Source organism: Rathayibacter sp. VKM Ac-2803 (genome assembly GCF_009807175.1).
In the GTDB taxonomy this organism is placed as follows: domain Bacteria; phylum Actinomycetota; class Actinomycetes; order Actinomycetales; family Microbacteriaceae; genus Rathayibacter.
The window spans coordinates 2914301-2930039 of the sequence record NZ_WUCD01000001.1; the positions used below are offsets into that span (position 1 = coordinate 2914301).

Consider the following 15739-nt stretch of genomic DNA (forward strand, 5'->3'; position numbering starts at 1 on the left):
ATCATAGGGCGGCCACCGCGCGTCGCTGCGGCGTGAACGCCGAACGCGGCAGCACGGCGGCGAGCACCCGGCGCGGCACGCCGGCCTCGGCGCGGAGGGCCGAGACGACGTGCGCGGAGGCGGCCCACGACGAGCCGGCGTCGGACGCGACCGGCGCGTACCGCACCCGCTCGAGGGTCTGCCGGAGTCCCCGCAGCGCCTCGCGCGCCTCGCCGCTCCCGACCGCGGAGGCGATGAGAGCCTCCTGCGCTCGCGGAGTCGCGGTCGCCTCGACCGGGATCCCGAGATCCCTGGCGCTCGCGAGCAGCTCGGTCCAGGCGGCCTCCGTCGATCCGCGCGCCGCTGCGCGCCGGCGGAGGGAGCGCTGCACGACGCGCAGCAGCCAGGGCACCAGCAGGAGCAGCAGGAGCAGCACCCAGGCGGTGACGGCAGGAGCCGCCGACACCGACGAACCGCCGAGCGCTCCCGCCGTGGCGGTCGAGGTCGGCGCGGTCGAGGTGGGCGCCGCGCTCGCCTCGGGCGTCGTCCCCGGTGCCGCGCTCGCCGCCGCCCCCGGAGTGCTGGACCCCGTCGACGACGTCGCGCTGGGCAGTGTGTACGACGCCGGAGCGCCGCGGCTCGGGGTCGGCTCGAAGGGCAGCCAGCCGACGCCCTCGAAGTACAGCTCGGGCCACGCGTGCAGATCGGACGACATCACGCGGTAGGTCGTCAGGTCGGAGTCGCTCGAGGGCACGACCGACCCCGGCTGGTAGCCGATCGCGAGTCGCGACGGGATGCCGAGATCCCGCGCCATGACCGCCATGGCCGAGGCGAAGTGCACGCAGTAGCCCTCGCGGACGGTGAGGAAGGACTCCAGGACGCCGACGCCGTCTCCGTCGTAGCCCTCCTCGGCCGGGGTGTCCTCCGAGTAGGCGAACTCCGACGAGCGGAAGTAGGACTGCAGGGACCGCGCGCGGTCGTAGGCGGTGGTGTCGTCGGCGGTCACCTCGGCGGCGGTGGTCCGCACGATCTCCGGCACGTCGTCCGGGAGCGCGAGGTAGCGCTCGAGCCCCGCCGGAGCCGGAGCGTCGAGCAGCTGCTGCGGGTCGGGCTCGAGCCGCAGCGCCGCGACGTCGTACTCGTCGCCGGCCCGGGTCGTCGCGTCGCCGCGGATGGAGCCGTCCTGCACGTCCTGCAGCCAGCCGTCGCCGACTCCGCTGACCGACTCGACGGGGTACGGCACCGGCAGCCACTGGCTCCGGAGCGTCTCGACCGAGACGTCGACCTCCTCGCTCAGCCGCGGCACGCTCTCGGCCAGCCCCTCGGGAGCGATGGGCGCGTCGATCGGAGCGGTCTCCTCGGTCGCGCTCGGCGCCCAGTTCTCGCCCTCGAAGTCGGACACCGTGAGCACCCGGAGGTAGACGGGGAGGTCGGAGTCGGTGGCGTAGCGCAGCACGGTGACCGGGTCGGGGCGGCGCAGGTCGGCGCCGAGGGCGACCACGGGGTCGATCGAGCCGTTGAACAGCGTGCCCGAGACCCCCGACGAGGCCGAGGTGCGCACGTACCCGGCGGCCGATCCCGCGAGCAGGCCGGACACGACGACGACGACCGCCGCGATCCCGACCGCCGGAGCGGCCGAGGCGGCCGTCGGGCGGCGCGCGCCGGGACGCCGCGGGCGGGCGCTCACCGCCAGGATCGCGACATAGGCCAGCGCGGTCAGGACGAGGCTCGGCCACGAGACGTCGGCCGGGTCGATCACCGCGGGCACCGCGAGCAGCGCCGCCGGGAACAGCCCCGCCAGGGCGGGGAGGCGCACCGAGAACGCGAAGAGATCGGTGGCCCACGCGAGCACCACGACTCCGCCGACCAGCAGGAAGGAGATCCCCTCGTCGGCGATCGCCGGCAGCCCCTGCTGCGCGATCGAGGTGAAGCCGCTCTGGGCGAGGGCGCGGGCGTCCGCGACGGACGCGGGTGTCGGGATCAGGAAGAGGAGCGAGCGGGCGGGCACGAACATCGCGGTCACGACCCCGACCGCCGACAGAGTGGCCAGGATCGGCGGGACGACGGGATGCGCGCGCAGCACCCGAGCGCCGGCCGGCACCGCGAGCACGAGGCCGACCGCGACGGCCAGCTGCACGAGCCAGCCGACCCCGTTCAGCAGGCGGCCGCTGCCCGAGGCCGCCGCCACGATCGCCAGCCAGAAGAGGAGGCTCAGCAGCGCCGAGCCGTCGCGGCGCGTCACGCGACCACCCGGAGGGCGAGCGCGTCGGCCCACGCCTCCTCGATGGAGGTGTTCACAGTCACCGAGACGGCGTACCAGCCGAGCGAGGTCAGCACCGCCTCCTCCTCGGGGCTGCCCCTGACGACGAAGGCGAGCGCCGGCCGGGCGTGGGCGGCGAGGGAGGCGAGCGACGCCAGATCCTCCTCGCGGAGTCGGGACAGCACCGCGAAGACCGGGCGCACTCCCCCGGCCTCACGCATCTCGGCTGCGATGCGGCCGACCGCCTCGACCGAGTCGGAGGCGGCCTCGAGCTCGGCGAGACGCAGGAGCACGTCGTGAGCGAGCTCGAGCTCGTCCTCGGACGGGCCCATCCCGGCGCCGGAGCCCGTCTCGACCAGGTGCGTCTCGAATCCACGGTCGAGCAGGTGCACGGCGAGCGAGGCGGTCATCGAGACGGCCCACTCGAACCGCTCGTCGCGGCGCCCGTCGAGCATCCGGCTCGCCCGGGTCTCGAGCAGGATCCAGGCGTGCGGGTCGGTGTTCTGCTCGTCCTGGCGCACCTTGAGCTCGCCCGATCGCGCGCTGGCCCGCCAGTGCACGCGGCGCATCGCGTCTCCCGGCCGGTAGTCGCGCGGGATGACGTCGTCGGTGCCGGCACCGGCGGTCGCGTGTGCGACCGGACTCGACCCTCCGGCGCCGTGGGCGTCGAGCACGTCGCTCTGCAGCGGCACGGCTCGCGGAGTCACCACGAACGACTGCGCCGATCCCGAGACCGTCTCGCGCAGCGCCAGCCCGAGCGCATCGCCGCGGACGAGGCGGAGCGGCCCGAGGCGGTGGATGCCGCGGCGCCCCGCGGGAAGGCGGTAGCGGGCGCGGACCCGACCGGATCCGCTCCCGGCGGCTCCCACGGGCGGGAGGGAGAACCCTCCGCGGGCGACGATCCGGCCGGAGGCCTCTCCGCGCTCGATCCGCTCGAGGCGGTCCTCGGCCTGCGCGCCCGCGCGCAGCGGCCCGCCGCGGTTCTCGACGAGCACGTCGACGTCGACCACGTCGCCCACCGCGACCACGCGCGGAGCGAAGCGGCGCTGCACCTGCAGGACGGGGCTGCCCGCGAGCAGGGACACGACCGCACCGAAGGGCAGCCCCAGCAGCACGAGGCCGACGAACAGCAGCTCGCGGAAGCCCGTCAGCGGTGCGGCGATGATCGCCACCGTGCCGAAGCCGGCGAACGCCCAGCCGCGCAGCGTCAGAGCGACGCCGGCGAGCGCGGGGAGCGAGCCGATGCGCGTCGAGGGCGCGTCGCCCCCGCGCGGGTCAGGCGCCACGGCCGCTGAACGGCACGGGGGTCGCGGCGACGATCCGCTGCACGATCTCGCTGACGGAGTGGGACGCGCTCGTCCCCGACCGCCCCGGCAGACGGGTGGCCGGCAGCAGGCGGTGCCCGAGGACGGGGACCGCGAGGGTGTCGATGTCGTCGGGGACGACGAAGTCGCGGTCGTTGATCGCCGCGAGCGCCTTGGCGGCGGCGATGAGCTGGAGCGTCGCGCGCGGGCTGCCGCCGAGCCGGAGCTCGGGGTCGATCCGCGTGGCCTGCATGATCGCGACCACGTACTCCTGCACCGGAGGCGCGACGTAGATCGACTGCACGTAGTCGATCATCCGCTCGAGCTCGTCGCGGGTGACGACCGGGCGCAGCTCCTCGAGCGGGCTCCGCGCGTCGCGCGTGCGGATCATCTCGAGCTCGGCCCGCTCGTCGGGGTAGCCGAGCGAGAGGCGCGCCATGAAGCGGTCGCGCTGGGCCTCGGGGAGGCTGTACGTGCCCTCCATCTCGACCGGGTTCTGCGTGGCCACGACCGCGAAGGGCCGCGGGAGGAGGTGCGTGACGCCGTCGACCGACACCTGGCGCTCCTCCATGCACTCGAGAAGCGCCGACTGCGTCTTCGGAGACGCGCGGTTGATCTCGTCGCCGATCAGCACGTTCGCGAACACCGGACCGGGCTTGAACTCGAAGTCGCGGGTCGCCTGGTTGTACACCGAGACCCCCGTGACGTCGGAGGGCAGCAGGTCGGGTGTGAACTGGATCCGCGACACCGAGCCGCCGACGGAGGCGGCGAGCGACTTCGCGAGCACCGTCTTCCCGGTGCCCGGCACGTCCTCCATCAGGAGGTGCCCGCCCGCGAGGAACACCGTCAGAGCCATCGAGACCTCGGCGTCCTTGCCGTCGATCACGCGCGTCAGATTGGACAGGATGGCCGCGCAGTGCTCGGTGAACTCCTCGCGCGACATCGACGCCCCCGGGGCCGAAGCGGAGTCGACAGCGGAGGAGTGGGAGTCGAGGGACGTCATAACTGGTGATTCTCGCAGTCGGAACCGGAAATCGGCTCAGGGTTCCCGGGGCTCTCCCGGGCGGCGGTGGCGCCGTATGCTCGGAGCGGTGACCAGGATCATCGCCGGCTTCGCCGGATCCCTCACCCTCCGGGTTCCCCGCACGGGCACCCGGCCCACCAGCGACAGGGTCCGCGAGGCCGTCTTCTCGGCTCTCGAGGCGCGGGTCGACCTGGGCGGAGCGACGGTGGTCGACCTCTACGCGGGATCCGGGGCCCTCGGGCTCGAGGCCGCGAGCAGGGGTGCGAGCTCGGTCGTGCTCGTCGAGCGCGACCCGAAGGCGGCGCGGACCGCCGGCGAGAACGCGCGCGCCCTGATCGCCGCGGCCGCCTCGAACCGGGTGACCCGGCCGCGGATCGAGGTCGCGACCGCCTCCGTGCGCTCGTTCCTCGACGGCTCCCCCGCCCTCAACGTCGACGCGGTGTTCCTCGACCCGCCCTACGACCTCGGCGAGGACGACCTCTCGGCCGATCTCGCGGGAGTACTGCCACTCCTCCTCGAGGACGCGGTCGTGGTCGTGGAGAGGAGCTCGCGCAGCCCCGAGCCGCGCTGGCCGTCCGGGCTCGAGCGCGACAAGCGCAAGGACTACGGCGAGACGACGATCTGGTGGGCGTCCCGCGCCGTCGGTCAGCCCGCGGCGCCGTCCCAGCCGAGGTAGGGGTCCCAGCCGCCGCCCTCGAGGAGGGCGTCGCCTCCGACGCGCACCTCCGGTGCGCCCTCGCGTACGACGCCGAGGGCGGTGAACTCCGGAGGCAGCGCCGCGCCGCGCGGGAAGCACGCGAGCATCGCGTGGTCCTCCCCGCCACCGAGGACGAGCGTGCGGGCGAGCGCGGCGTCCACGCCGTCGACCACGGTCAGCAGCCCGGCGTGCCGGTCGACGGCCGCCGGGTCGAGGTCGATGACGACGCCGCTCGCCCGGGCCATCCTGCGCGCGTCGAGCACCACGCCGTCCGACACGTCCATCATCGCCGTCGCCGACCCGCCCGCCGCGACCCCGGCCGCGAGCGGTGGAGTCGGCCGCAGCTGGGCGTCCAGCACCTCGGGGAACCGCTCGCGGAGTCCACGGGCGAGTGATGCCGACGGCTCCCCCTCCGTCGTCGCCCGCTCGAAGAGGAGGCGGAGGCCGAGCCCCGCCGCACCCAGCACGCCCGCGGTCGCGACCACGTCACCCGGCCGGGCTCCGCTGCGCAGCACGGGGGCGCGGCCGTCGAGCGAGCCGAACGCGGTGATCGCGAGGGTCAGGGTCGAGGAGGCGGAGAGGTCGCCCCCGACGACCGCGCACCCCGGCGCCATCGCGGCGCAGCCGGCCGCGAGCCCCTCGGCGATGCCCTCGAGGACGTCGACGCCGAGCCCCTGCGGCGCGGCGATCGCGACCACGAGCGCGGTCGGGCGGGCGCCCATCGCGGCGACGTCCGAGAGGTTCGACGCGGCGGCCTTCCAGCCGAGGTCGAACGGCGTCGACCAGGCGAGCCTGAAGTCGGGGCCGTGCACCATCATGTCGGTGGTCACGACGAAGCGGCCGTCGGGGGCGCGCAGCACGGCGGAGTCGTCGCCCGGGCCGACGAGCGTCTCCGATCCCGGGGCGCCGCCGAGCCTGCCCAGCACCCTCGCGAGGACCTCGCCCTCGCTGAGCTCGGCCAGGGTGGGGCTCGGATGAGGTGCCATGGTTCACACGCTAGCGTTGCCCACGATGTCCGCTCGCCGCCTCCGCACCCCGCTCGTCGCCCTGTCAGCCGTGCTCCTGCTCTCCGGATGCTCGGCCGCCGTCGCCCTCGAACCCGCTGCGGACGCCACGAACCCCGGCTGCGCCGAGGTCTCGGTGCGCCTGCCCGACGTGGTCGCCGAGCAGCCCGAGCGCGAGACGAACGCGCAGGGGACGGCCGCCTGGGGAACACCCGCCGCGGTCATCCTGCACTGCGGTGTCGAGCCGCCCGGGCCGACCACCGACCTCTGCGTCTCGGTCAGCGGCGTCGACTGGATCATCGACGAGACCCAGGCCGACGAGGACATCTACACGCTGACCACCTACGGTCGCGACCCGGCCGTCGAGATCACCGTCGATCAGAGCCGCGCCTCCGGGACCTCGGCCGTCGTCGACCTGGCGAACGCCGTCTCGTACATCCCCCAGGACCGCGAGTGCACGGACGTCTCCGACACGAACACGCTCGACCCGACGGGCACCCCCACCGGCTGACGCCACCTCGATGAGTGGTCTCCTGAGGGCGGTGATCTCCCGCTCGAGCCCCCCCCTCGCTGATCGAGTAGCCCGCGGAGCGGGCGTATCGAGATCCACGTCCGTCAGAAGACCGGGTCGACGGCCCGATCTGCTGGTGCTGGCGGGTCTCGATACGCCGCCTGCGGCGGCTACTCGACCAGCGAGCTTGCGGGGATCTCTTTCCACCTGCTGCGAGTGACCCCCTCCTCGCGCAACGAGCTTGCGGAAGGTCCTCCCGATCCGCTGCGGGTGAGCCCCTCTTCGCTGATCGAGCAGCCCGCGCAGCGGGCGTATCGAGATCCACCAGCGTCAGAAGACAGGATGGAAGTCCCGACCTGCTGACGCCGGCGGGTCTCGATGCGCCGCCTTCAGCGGCTACTCGACCAGCAGGGGGGGGTGGCGGCCGGCGCCGACTCATCCCCCACCACGGAGTCGCACCGCGTCCTCAGGCGCCGAGCGCGCCGCTCACCACGCGCAGCGCCTGGTCGGCGGGTGCGCCCAGCGCTCGCGCCCGCTCGGCGTACGCCGCGGCGGCGAGCTGGAGCTCGCGCTCCACGCCCTCGATGCCGCCCGCGACCATCGTTCCCGAGCGCCCGCGGGTCTCGACCACTCCGGCCGACTCGAGCTCCTTGTACGCCCGCGCGACGGTTCCCGGCGCCACGCCGAGCTGCTCGGCCAGTGCGCGCACCGGCGGCAGGCGCGCCCCGAGCGGCAGCTCTCCCGCCGCCACCTGCGCCGCGATCCGCTCGCGGATCTGCTCGAACGGCGCGGCGGCCGCCTCCGGATCGATCCGCAGGTCGAGTGTCACCGGGCGGCGACCGGGAGCCGCTCGAGCGCGAGGTCGATCAGCTCGCCGATCAGATCCGGGTAGGCGACCCCGCTCGCCCCCCACATCCGCGGGAACATCGAGATCGGCGTGAAGCCGGGCATGGTGTTGATCTCGTTGACGACGAAGCCCTCTGCGGTGAGGAAGAAGTCGACGCGGGCGAGCCCCGCGGCTCCGATCGACTCGAACGCCCGCACGGCGAGCGCGCTCATCTCGGCCAGCTCGTCCGCGCTCAGGTCGGCCGGGCAGATCAGGTCGATGCCCGCCGCCCCGAGGTACTTGGCCTCGAAGTCGTAGAAGCCGCCGCCCGAGACGACGACCTCGCCCGCCACCGAGGTGCGCGCGGCGGCGCCACCGAAAGCGCCGAGCACACCGATCTCGATCTCGCGGCCGGACATCCCCGACTCGATCAGCACGCGCGAGTCGTGCGCGAACGCCTCGTCGAGGGCGGCATCGAGCTGCGAGCGCTCGTCGACGCGGCTGACGCCGACGCTCGATCCGGCCCGCGCGGGCTTCACGAACACGGGCAGCCCGAGGTCGTCGAGGGCGGCGACGGCGTCGCCCGGGTCGGCCCGCCACTCCGCCTCGGTCACGGTGTACCAGGGAGCCACGGCGATGCCCGCCGCCCGCAGGACCGTCTTGGTGAAGTGCTTGTCCATCCCGAGAGCCGAGGCGAGCACGCCCGACCCGACGTACGGCAGGCCGATCAGCTCGAGGAGGCCCTGGATCGTGCCGTCCTCGCCCCACGGCCCGTGCAGGATCGGGAACACGACGTCGACGTCGCCCAGCGAGCGCGCTGCTCCGCCGTCGGAGACGCTCAGCTCGCGCGACAGAGCCGACTCGGGCCAGCGCACCCGGCTGCCGTTGTCGACGACCTCGGGCAGAGCTGCCGCGTCGAGCGCGAACTTCTCGGGCCGGTCCTCCTCGAGCACGAACGCACCGTCCCGGGTGATCCCGACGGGGATCACCTCGAAGCGGTCACGATCGATCGCCCGCAGCACTCCGGCCGCCGTGGCGCAGCTGATCGAGTGCTCGCTGGAGCGCCCCCCGAACAGAACGGCCACGCGGAGCTTGCTGGTCATCGAGGTTCCTCTCACCCTGGGGCTCGTCCGAATCCGTGGTCAGGTGCGGCGCGATGTCCTTCGGATCGAGCGTACCGGCGAGCACCTGCGCCACCTGCTCGACGATGGGCATGTCGACACCCCTGGCGCGGGCGAGCTCGAGCACCGGCGCGACCGAGGCGAGGCCCTCCGCCGTCTGCTGCATCGACTTCACGACGTCGGTGAAGCTGTAGCCCTGGCCGAGCAGGCGGCCCGCCGTGTTGTTGCGCGAGAGCGACGAGCTCGAGGTCGCGATCAGGTCGCCGAGACCGGCGAGCCCCGACATCGTCTCGGCCTTCGCTCCGTAGGCGACCGCGAAGTCGGTCATCTCGGCGAGGCCGCGCGTCATGATCGACGCCTTGGTGTTCTCGCCGTAGCCGACGCCGTCGACGATGCCGATGGCGACCGCGATCAGGTTCTTCAGCACACCGCCGAACTCGGTGCCGATGACGTCGGTGTTGACGAACGAGCGGAAGTAGCGGTTGGTCGCCGCGAGCGCGACCTCCTGGGCGGTGACGAGACTCTCGGAGGCGATGACCGCGGCGGTCGGCTGCTCCTTCGCGATCTCGAGCGCGAGGTTCGGTCCGGAGGCGACGGCGATGCGGTCGGTCGAGATCGGCAGCATCTGCGCGATCACCTCGCTCATCCGCTGGCCGGTGCCCTTCTCGACGCCCTTCATCAGGCTCACCAGCACGGTGCGCTCGGTGAGGAACGGCGTGATCGCCTCGAGGTTGCTCCGGAGCGACTGCGACGGGATCGACAGGTACACGTGGTCGGCGCCCTCGAGCGCCTCCTCGATGCGGGGCGTGGCGCGGATGTTGCGCGGCAGGTTGATGCCGGGGAGGTAGTCGCTGTTGCGCTTCGCCTCCGTGATCTCACGGGCGAGCTCGGCCCGCCGCGCCCACATCACCACGTCGGACCCGCCGTCGGCCAGGATCTTGGCGAACGTCGTGCCCCAGCTGCCGGCACCGAGCACCGCCACGCGCCGCGGGACGGGGATCGGCGGCTTCTGGCTCCTACTGCTCGGACTCAAAGCGTCCCGTCCCCTTCTGGTTGTGCTCGGCCGGATTCCAGCGCTTCTCGGGCGCCTTCTCCCCGCGGAGCTCCTCGAGCAGCGCCGTGATGGCGGCCATCACGACGGCCGACGCCTCATTGAGGGTCGCGGAGTCGAGGCTGCGCCCGCGGAACGCGGACAGGTCGACGGGATCGCCGATCAGGACGTCGACCCGCTTGCGGCGGAACAGCGTGACCTTCTTCGAGTAGCGCCCCATCAGCTGCTGGGTGCCCCAGTGCGCCATCGGGATGACCGGCAGTCCGTACTGCAGCGCCATCCGCACCGCGCCGGTCTTGCCGCGCATCGGCCAGAGCTCGGGGTCGCGCGTCAGCGTGCCCTCGGGGTAGATCAGCACCGATCCGCCGCGGTCGACCAGGTCCTTCGCCGCCTGGAGAGGCTGGCTCCCTCGCACCGAGCCGGCGCGCTCGACCGGGATCTGCCCGGAGGCGCGCAGGACCGTCCCGACGACGGGGACCTTGAAGAGCGACGCCTTGGCGAGGAACCGCGGTGCGCGCCCCGCCCGCCACAGCGTCCAGCCCGTGATGAACGGGTCGATCTCGCTGTAGTGGTTCGGCGCGAACACGAACGCGCCGGTCGGCGGGATCTTCTCGATGTCGCGGACCCGGAGGTCGACGGAGGCGGTCAGCGTCGGGATCACCGCCGCCGCGAGGAACCAGAAGACGGAGGGACGACTGCGTTCAGACACCCGCCCATCCTCGCATCCCCCGGGGAGCAGCCCCTCCTGCCCGCGCCCGCGCGACGGAAGCCCGGGCCGCGAGCCGCCCGCGAACGACGGAACCCCGGGCCGTCGAGAGCGCCTGCAGAAGCAGGCGGCCTCGACGACCCGGGGTTCTCCGGGTGGTCGGGCGACTACGCGTCGAGCGAGAAGTCGGCGCCGAGCAGCTCGAGCTTGGTGAGGAAGTTCTCGTAGCCGCGGCTTATGATGCCGACGTTCGAGACCGAGGAGGTGCCCTCGGCCGAGAGCGCCGCGATCAGGTGGGAGAAGCCTCCGCGCAGATCCGGCACGACGATGTCGGCGCCGTGCAGCTTCGACGGCCCCGAGATGACGGCGGAGTGCATGAAGTTGCGCTGACCGAAGCGGCAGGCCTGGCCGCCGAGGCACTCGCGGTGGATCTGGATGGTCGCGCCCATCTCGACGAGGGCGTCGACGAAGCCGAAGCGCTGCTCGTAGACCGTCTCGTGCACGATCGAGACGCCCTTGGCCTTGGTCAGCGCCACGACGAGCGGCTGCTGCCAGTCGGTCATGAAGCCGGGGTGCACGTCGGTCTCGATGATGACCGGCTTCAGCTCGCCACCGGGGTGGTAGAAGCGGATGCCGTCCTCGGCGATCTCGAACGCGCCGCCGACCTTGCGGAAGACGTTGAGGAACGTGGTCATCTCCTGCTGGCGGGCGCCGCCGACGAAGATGTCGCCGTCGGTCGCGAGCGCCGCGGCGGCCCAGGAGGCGGCCTCGTTGCGGTCGAAGAGCGCGCGGTGGGTGTAGCCCGAGAGGCGCTCGACGCCCTCGATGCGGATCACGCGGTCGGTGTCGACCGAGATGATGGCGCCCATCTTCTGCAGGATGTTGATGAGGTCCATGATCTCGGGCTCGATCGCCGCACCCGAGAGCTCGGTGATGCCGGAGGCGCGGACCGCGGTCAGCAGGACCTGCTCGGTCGCTCCGACGCTCGGGTAGGGCAGCGACACCTTGGCGCCGTGCAGGCCCTCGGGCGCCGACATCCGGATGCCGGACGGCAGCTTCTCGACGATGGCGCCGAAGTTCCGCAGCACCTCGAGGTGGTAGTCGATCGGGCGGTCGCCGATGCGGCAGCCGCCGAGGTCGGGGATGAACGCCTCGCCCAGGCGGTGCAGCAGCGGCCCGCAGAACAGGATCGGGATGCGGCTCGAGCCCGCGTGGGCATCGATGTCGGCCATGTGCGCCGACTCGACGTTCGAGGGGTCGAGGATCAGCTCGCCGACCTCGGGGCCCTGCTTGACCTTGACGCCGTGGACCTCGAGCAGGCCCTTCACGACGCGGACGTCGCTGATGTCGGGCACGTCGCGCAGGGTCGAGGCGGTCTCGCCGAGGAGGGCGGCGACCATGGCCTTGGTGACCAGGTTCTTCGCCCCCTTGAGCTCGATGCGCCCCTTCAGCGGTCGCCCGCCGTGGATCGTGATCCGCTCCGTCGTCATCCCCACTCGCGCCCCCGAGGCCTTGGCATCCTGGAGCGCCGTCTTGGCGTCCTGAAGAAGTGTGTTCACGCTATTTCACCGGCAATGTCTTGGGCCGCCAGCTCTCGCGACGGGTCTCGAATTCGGAAATGAGCGCTTCGTCGCGCAGGGTCAGTCCGATGTCGTCCAGCCCCTCGATCAGGCGCCATCGAGTGTAGTCGTCGATCTCGAAGGGGAAGGAGTCGCCACCGGCAGTGACCGTACGGGCAACCAGGTCCACGGTCAGTTCTATTCCCGGCTGCTCGTCGATGGCGGCCCAGATGCGCTCGATGTCGTCCTCGGCGAGGGCGGCGGCCAGCAGACCCTGCTTGCCGGAGTTGCCCCGGAAGATGTCGCCGAAGCGCGAGGAGAGCACGACCCGGAAGCCGAAGTCGCGCAGCGCCCACACCGCGTGCTCGCGGCTGGATCCCGTGCCGAAGTCGGGCCCGGCGACCAGGATCTGCGCGCCGAGGAACGGCCCCTGGTTGAGGACGAAGTCCTCCTCCTGGCGCCAGCCGTGGAAGAGCGCGTCCTCGAAGCCGGTCTTGGTGACCCGCTTGAGGAACACGGCCGGGATGATCTGGTCGGTGTCGACGTTGCTGCGCTTCAGCGGCGCGGCGACGCCGGTGACGGTCTCGAACTTCTGCATGATCAGGCCTCCACCAGTTCGCGAGCGGGCTCCAGATCGGACGGGCTGGAGAGGGTGCCGCGCACAGCCGTCGCGGCGGCGACCAGCGGCGAGACCAGGTGCGTGCGTCCGCCCTTGCCCTGCCGGCCCTCGAAGTTGCGGTTCGAGGTCGAGGCGCAGCGCTCGCCGGGAGCGAGCTGGTCGGGGTTCATCCCGAGGCACATCGAGCAGCCGGCGAAGCGCCACTCGGCGCCGAAGTCGGTGAAGACCTTGTCGAGGCCCTCGGCCTCGGCCTCGATCCGCACGCGGGCGGAGCCGGGGACGACCATCACACGGACCCCGGGCGCCTTCGTCCGACCCGCGATCACGGAGGCGAAGGCGCGCAGGTCCTCGATGCGCGAGTTGGTGCAGGAGCCCATGAAGACGGCGTCGACGGGGATCTCCTTCATCGGGGTCCCGGCCTCGAGATCCATGTACTCGAGGGCGCGTCGGGCGTTCGAGCGCTCGTTCGGGTCGTCGATCGACTCGGGATCGGGCACGGCCTGCGACAGCGAGACGCCCTGCCCGGGGTTGGTGCCCCAGGTGACGAAAGGCTCGAGCGTGTCGGCGTCGAGGACCACCTCGGCGTCGAACCTCGCGCCCTCGTCGGTGGGCAGCGTGCGCCAGTACTCGACGGCGTCGTCCCAGGCCTGGCCCTCGGGAGCGTGCGGCCGCCCCTTCAGGTAGGCGAAGGTGGTCTCGTCGGGGGCGACCATTCCCGCGCGCGCGCCGGCCTCGATCGACATGTTGCAGATCGTCATGCGGCCCTCCATCGAGAGCGCGCGGATCGCGGAGCCGCGGTACTCGAGGACGTAGCCCTGACCGCCTCCGGTGCCGATCTTCGCGATGACGGCGAGGATGATGTCCTTGGCCGTCACTCCGTCGCGGAGGGTGCCGTCGACCGTGATCGCCATGGTCTTGAACGGCTTCAGCGGCAGCGTCTGGGTCGCCATCACGTGCTCGACCTCGCTGGTGCCGATACCGAAGGCCATCGCTCCGAACGCGCCGTGCGTCGAGGTGTGCGAGTCGCCGCAGACGACCGTGATGCCCGGCATCGTCAGGCCGAGCTGGGGCCCGACGACGTGGACGATGCCCTGCTCGACGTCGCCCAGCGAGTGCAGGCGCACGCCGAACTCGGCGCAGTTGCGACGCAGCGTCTCGATCTGGGTGCGGCTCGTCAGATCGGCGATCGGCCGGTCGATGCCCACGGTCGGGGTGTTGTGGTCCTCCGTCGCGATCGTCAGATCGGGCCGGCGGACGGGGCGGCCGGCGAGGCGCAGGCCGTCGAAGGCCTGCGGGCTGGTCACCTCGTGCACGAGGTGCAGGTCGATGTAGATCAGGTCGGGCGTGCCGTCCTGGCCCTTCGAGACGAGATGGTCGTCCCAGACCTTCTCGGCGAGGGTCCGGGGGCGGGCGATCCCGGCGTCGTGGTTCGCGGCGCCGTCGATAGCACTGTCGTTCATGTCGGTGGTTTCTCTTCCTCGGGAAGGATGGTCAGCCCACGAGAGACACCGCGACGAGAGAGGCCTGTCAGATCGAGGTCTCGTCGCGGCGGAGAAGGAGGAGCCGGCCGAACAGCATTCACCGAGGATAGCACCGCGGACGGGCGGGGCCGGGGACTCCCGGCGCCTGTCGCGACCGGCCCTAGGGCGTGACGAGCATGGCGATCAGCACCGCGGGCACCACGAGCAGAGCGGCGGCGCCGACGACCACGCCGCCGACGACGAAGACGGCTGCGGCGGCGGCGCCGAACATGCCGATGATCCCGCCGCGACGCGGGGTCGGGAGCGCCTCGTGCTCGAACCACTCGCCGTCGAGCGGGTCGGGAGCCTCGGCCTCGTGCCGGGCCGCCTCCTCGAGGCGCTGCGGGAGCTCGGCCAGCATGCGGGCCGCGTGCGGCGACTCCGCCGCGAGCTCGAGCGGATGGACCAGGGCGCGCTCCGCGAGCTCGAACGGGTCCTCGTCGGTGCTGACGAGGGCGCGCTCGAACGCGTGCAGCTCCTCCGGAGCGGCGCCGCTCTCGACGAGATAGCCCCAGCGCCCCGCCTCGATCAGGTCGCCGGAGCGACGGTAGAGCTCGGAGAGGAGGACCCGAGGATCGAGCCAGGTCGGGTCGGCCGCGACGCAGCGCTCGAGCAGCGAGACCGCCCCGCGGACATCGCCCTCTGCGAAGCGCGCCTTGGCACGATCGAGAGCCTCGGCGATGTCCATCCCTCCAGTATGCCTTTCGACAGCCAGGCTCTGGAGTCGACGCGACACCGCGATGGAACCCGTCCGGGGGGCACTCTGCAGCAGGATCGGCGTGCTCAGGCCCGAGGGTCGAGGACGGCGTCCACCACGACGACGGTCACGTTGTCGCGTCCTCCCGCATCGACCGCCTCGCGCACCAGCGTCCGTGCGAGGTCGACGGCGGCGATCTCCCCCGCGTCCCGGCGCTCGAACAGTGCGGCGATCCGCTCGTCCGAGAGCTCTCGCGTGAGCCCGTCCGAGCAGAGGAGGTAGCTGGCGCGGGGCACGACGGGGAGGGTCCACACGTCGGTCTCGACGGCGTCGTCGGCACCGAGGGCGCGCGTGACGATGTTGCGGTCGGGATGCGTCTCGGCCAGCTCCCGGGTCAGCAGACCGGCGCTGACGAGCTCCTGCACGGCCGAGTGGTCGACCGTCAACTGCTGCATCGCCGAGCCGTCCCACCGGTAGACCCGCGAGTCGCCCACATTGAAGAGGGCCCAGCGCACGGGACCCGCCTCCTCGGGACGCACGAGGGTGAGTCCGGTCAGCGTCGTCCCGCAGAGTGCGCCGCCCACGTCGAGCCCGCGGACCGCGGCGTTCGCCGCCTCGACGAGATCGAACACCGCGTCGACCGCTCCGATCGCCGTCGGCGCGTTCGCGCGCAGGGCGTCGACGGCCGTCGCGCTGGCGAGGTCGCCCCGCGCGTGACCACCCATGCCGTCGGCGACCGCGAGGAGGAGGTCGTCGGCCAGCAGGGCGTCCTCGTTGACCCGGCGGACGGATCCGACATCGGTGCTGCTGGTGACCGAGAGGCGCAGCACTCCCTGCGGGAGCTCGATGCTCGTCACCGGC

Annotated in this window: 15 protein-coding genes; 2 read left to right on the forward strand and 13 right to left on the reverse strand. The window is 72.5% G+C overall.

Annotation, left to right across the window (positions count from 1 at the left end):
* Position 1 precedes the first annotated feature (1 nt).
* The 3 genes from GRS96_RS13670 to GRS96_RS13680 are packed head-to-tail and all read right to left on the reverse strand — an operon-like array spanning position 2 to position 4546.
* Positions 2-2221, reverse strand: coding sequence for a transglutaminase family protein (locus GRS96_RS13670; RefSeq protein ID WP_159988732.1), 2220 nt, complete (start codon positions 2219-2221; stop codon positions 2-4).
* Positions 2218-3525, reverse strand: coding sequence for a DUF58 domain-containing protein (locus GRS96_RS13675; RefSeq protein ID WP_159988733.1), 1308 nt, complete (start codon positions 3523-3525; stop codon positions 2218-2220). Before GRS96_RS13675 ends, GRS96_RS13670 begins: the two co-directional genes overlap by 4 nt.
* Positions 3515-4546, reverse strand: a complete 1032-nt coding sequence (locus GRS96_RS13680) for an AAA family ATPase (RefSeq protein ID WP_159858613.1) — start codon at positions 4544-4546, stop codon at positions 3515-3517. Before GRS96_RS13680 ends, GRS96_RS13675 begins: the two co-directional genes overlap by 11 nt.
* A gap of 88 nt (positions 4547-4634) precedes the next feature.
* Between GRS96_RS13680 and rsmD the strand changes: the two genes are divergently transcribed.
* Entirely contained in the window at positions 4635-5243 is a 609-nt protein-coding gene (gene rsmD, locus GRS96_RS13685; protein ID WP_159988734.1) for a 16S rRNA (guanine(966)-N(2))-methyltransferase RsmD, read from the forward strand.
* Here the strand turns inward: rsmD and thiL are convergent.
* Positions 5213-6250 (reverse strand): thiamine-phosphate kinase, encoded by a 1038-nt coding sequence (thiL, locus tag GRS96_RS13690; RefSeq protein ID WP_159988735.1) that lies wholly within the window; start codon positions 6248-6250, stop codon positions 5213-5215. The two genes, rsmD and thiL, sit on opposite strands and share 31 nt — an antisense overlap.
* Positions 6251-6275: 25 nt before the next feature.
* Here thiL and GRS96_RS13695 point away from each other — a divergent pair, with 25 nt between their 5' ends.
* On the forward strand, positions 6276-6779 hold the full coding sequence (locus GRS96_RS13695) for a DUF3515 domain-containing protein (protein ID WP_159858622.1): 504 nt from the start codon (positions 6276-6278) through the stop codon (positions 6777-6779).
* Between the two features lie 466 nt (positions 6780-7245).
* On the opposite strand, the gene GRS96_RS13700 is transcribed toward GRS96_RS13695, so the two are convergent.
* The 9 genes from GRS96_RS13700 to GRS96_RS13740 form a co-directional block, all read right to left on the reverse strand.
* Positions 7246-7608 (reverse strand): GntR family transcriptional regulator, encoded by a 363-nt coding sequence (locus GRS96_RS13700; RefSeq protein ID WP_159858625.1) that lies wholly within the window; start codon positions 7606-7608, stop codon positions 7246-7248.
* The gene (locus tag GRS96_RS13705) at positions 7605-8708 is read right to left on the reverse strand and encodes a D-alanine--D-alanine ligase family protein (protein ID WP_159858628.1); all 1104 of its coding nucleotides are present in this window, start codon (positions 8706-8708) and stop codon (positions 7605-7607) included. Before GRS96_RS13705 ends, GRS96_RS13700 begins: the two co-directional genes overlap by 4 nt.
* A complete protein-coding gene (locus GRS96_RS13710) occupies positions 8605-9702 on the reverse strand; it encodes an NAD(P)H-dependent glycerol-3-phosphate dehydrogenase (RefSeq protein ID WP_204162088.1) in 1098 nt (365 codons plus the stop codon). Before GRS96_RS13710 ends, GRS96_RS13705 begins: the two co-directional genes overlap by 104 nt.
* A 40-nt stretch (positions 9703-9742) precedes the next feature.
* Positions 9743-10486, reverse strand: coding sequence for a lysophospholipid acyltransferase family protein (locus tag GRS96_RS13715; protein WP_235022089.1), 744 nt, complete (start codon positions 10484-10486; stop codon positions 9743-9745).
* A 164-nt stretch (positions 10487-10650) separates the two neighbouring features.
* Positions 10651-11973, reverse strand: coding sequence for a UDP-N-acetylglucosamine 1-carboxyvinyltransferase (gene murA / locus GRS96_RS13720; protein WP_204162160.1), 1323 nt, complete (start codon positions 11971-11973; stop codon positions 10651-10653).
* 70 nt (positions 11974-12043) lie between these two features.
* Positions 12044-12640, reverse strand: a complete 597-nt coding sequence (leuD, locus tag GRS96_RS13725) for a 3-isopropylmalate dehydratase small subunit (RefSeq protein ID WP_159858631.1) — start codon at positions 12638-12640, stop codon at positions 12044-12046.
* Between the two features lie 2 nt (positions 12641-12642).
* Complete coding sequence (gene leuC, locus GRS96_RS13730; RefSeq protein WP_159988736.1) at positions 12643-14121, reverse strand: 3-isopropylmalate dehydratase large subunit; 1479 nt, start codon at positions 14119-14121, stop codon at positions 12643-12645.
* A gap of 181 nt (positions 14122-14302) precedes the next feature.
* A complete protein-coding gene (locus GRS96_RS13735; RefSeq protein ID WP_159858637.1) occupies positions 14303-14869 on the reverse strand; it encodes a DUF6584 family protein in 567 nt (188 codons plus the stop codon).
* 95 nt (positions 14870-14964) lie between these two features.
* Positions 14965-15735 (reverse strand): PP2C family protein-serine/threonine phosphatase, encoded by a 771-nt coding sequence (locus GRS96_RS13740; RefSeq protein WP_159858640.1) that lies wholly within the window; start codon positions 15733-15735, stop codon positions 14965-14967.
* Positions 15736-15739: the final 4 nt, after the last annotated feature.

What these genes read in the sequence shown, in the direction of transcription:
- thiL (WP_159988735.1), bottom strand. Translation starts at nt 6,250, where the DNA reads ATGGCACCTCATCCGAGCCCCACCCTGGCCGAGCTCAGCGAGGGCGAG.
- leuC (WP_159988736.1), bottom strand. Translation starts at nt 14,121, where the DNA reads ATGAACGACAGTGCTATCGACGGCGCCGCGAACCACGACGCCGGGATC.
- GRS96_RS13680 (WP_159858613.1), bottom strand. Translation starts at nt 4,546, where the DNA reads ATGACGTCCCTCGACTCCCACTCCTCCGCTGTCGACTCCGCTTCGGCC.
- murA (WP_204162160.1), bottom strand. Translation starts at nt 11,973, where the DNA reads ATGACGACGGAGCGGATCACGATCCACGGCGGGCGACCGCTGAAGGGG.
- GRS96_RS13705 (WP_159858628.1), bottom strand. Translation starts at nt 8,708, where the DNA reads ATGACCAGCAAGCTCCGCGTGGCCGTTCTGTTCGGGGGGCGCTCCAGC.
- GRS96_RS13695 (WP_159858622.1), top strand. Translation starts at nt 6,276, where the DNA reads ATGTCCGCTCGCCGCCTCCGCACCCCGCTCGTCGCCCTGTCAGCCGTG.
- leuD (WP_159858631.1), bottom strand. Translation starts at nt 12,640, where the DNA reads ATGCAGAAGTTCGAGACCGTCACCGGCGTCGCCGCGCCGCTGAAGCGC.
- GRS96_RS13735 (WP_159858637.1), bottom strand. Translation starts at nt 14,869, where the DNA reads ATGGACATCGCCGAGGCTCTCGATCGTGCCAAGGCGCGCTTCGCAGAG.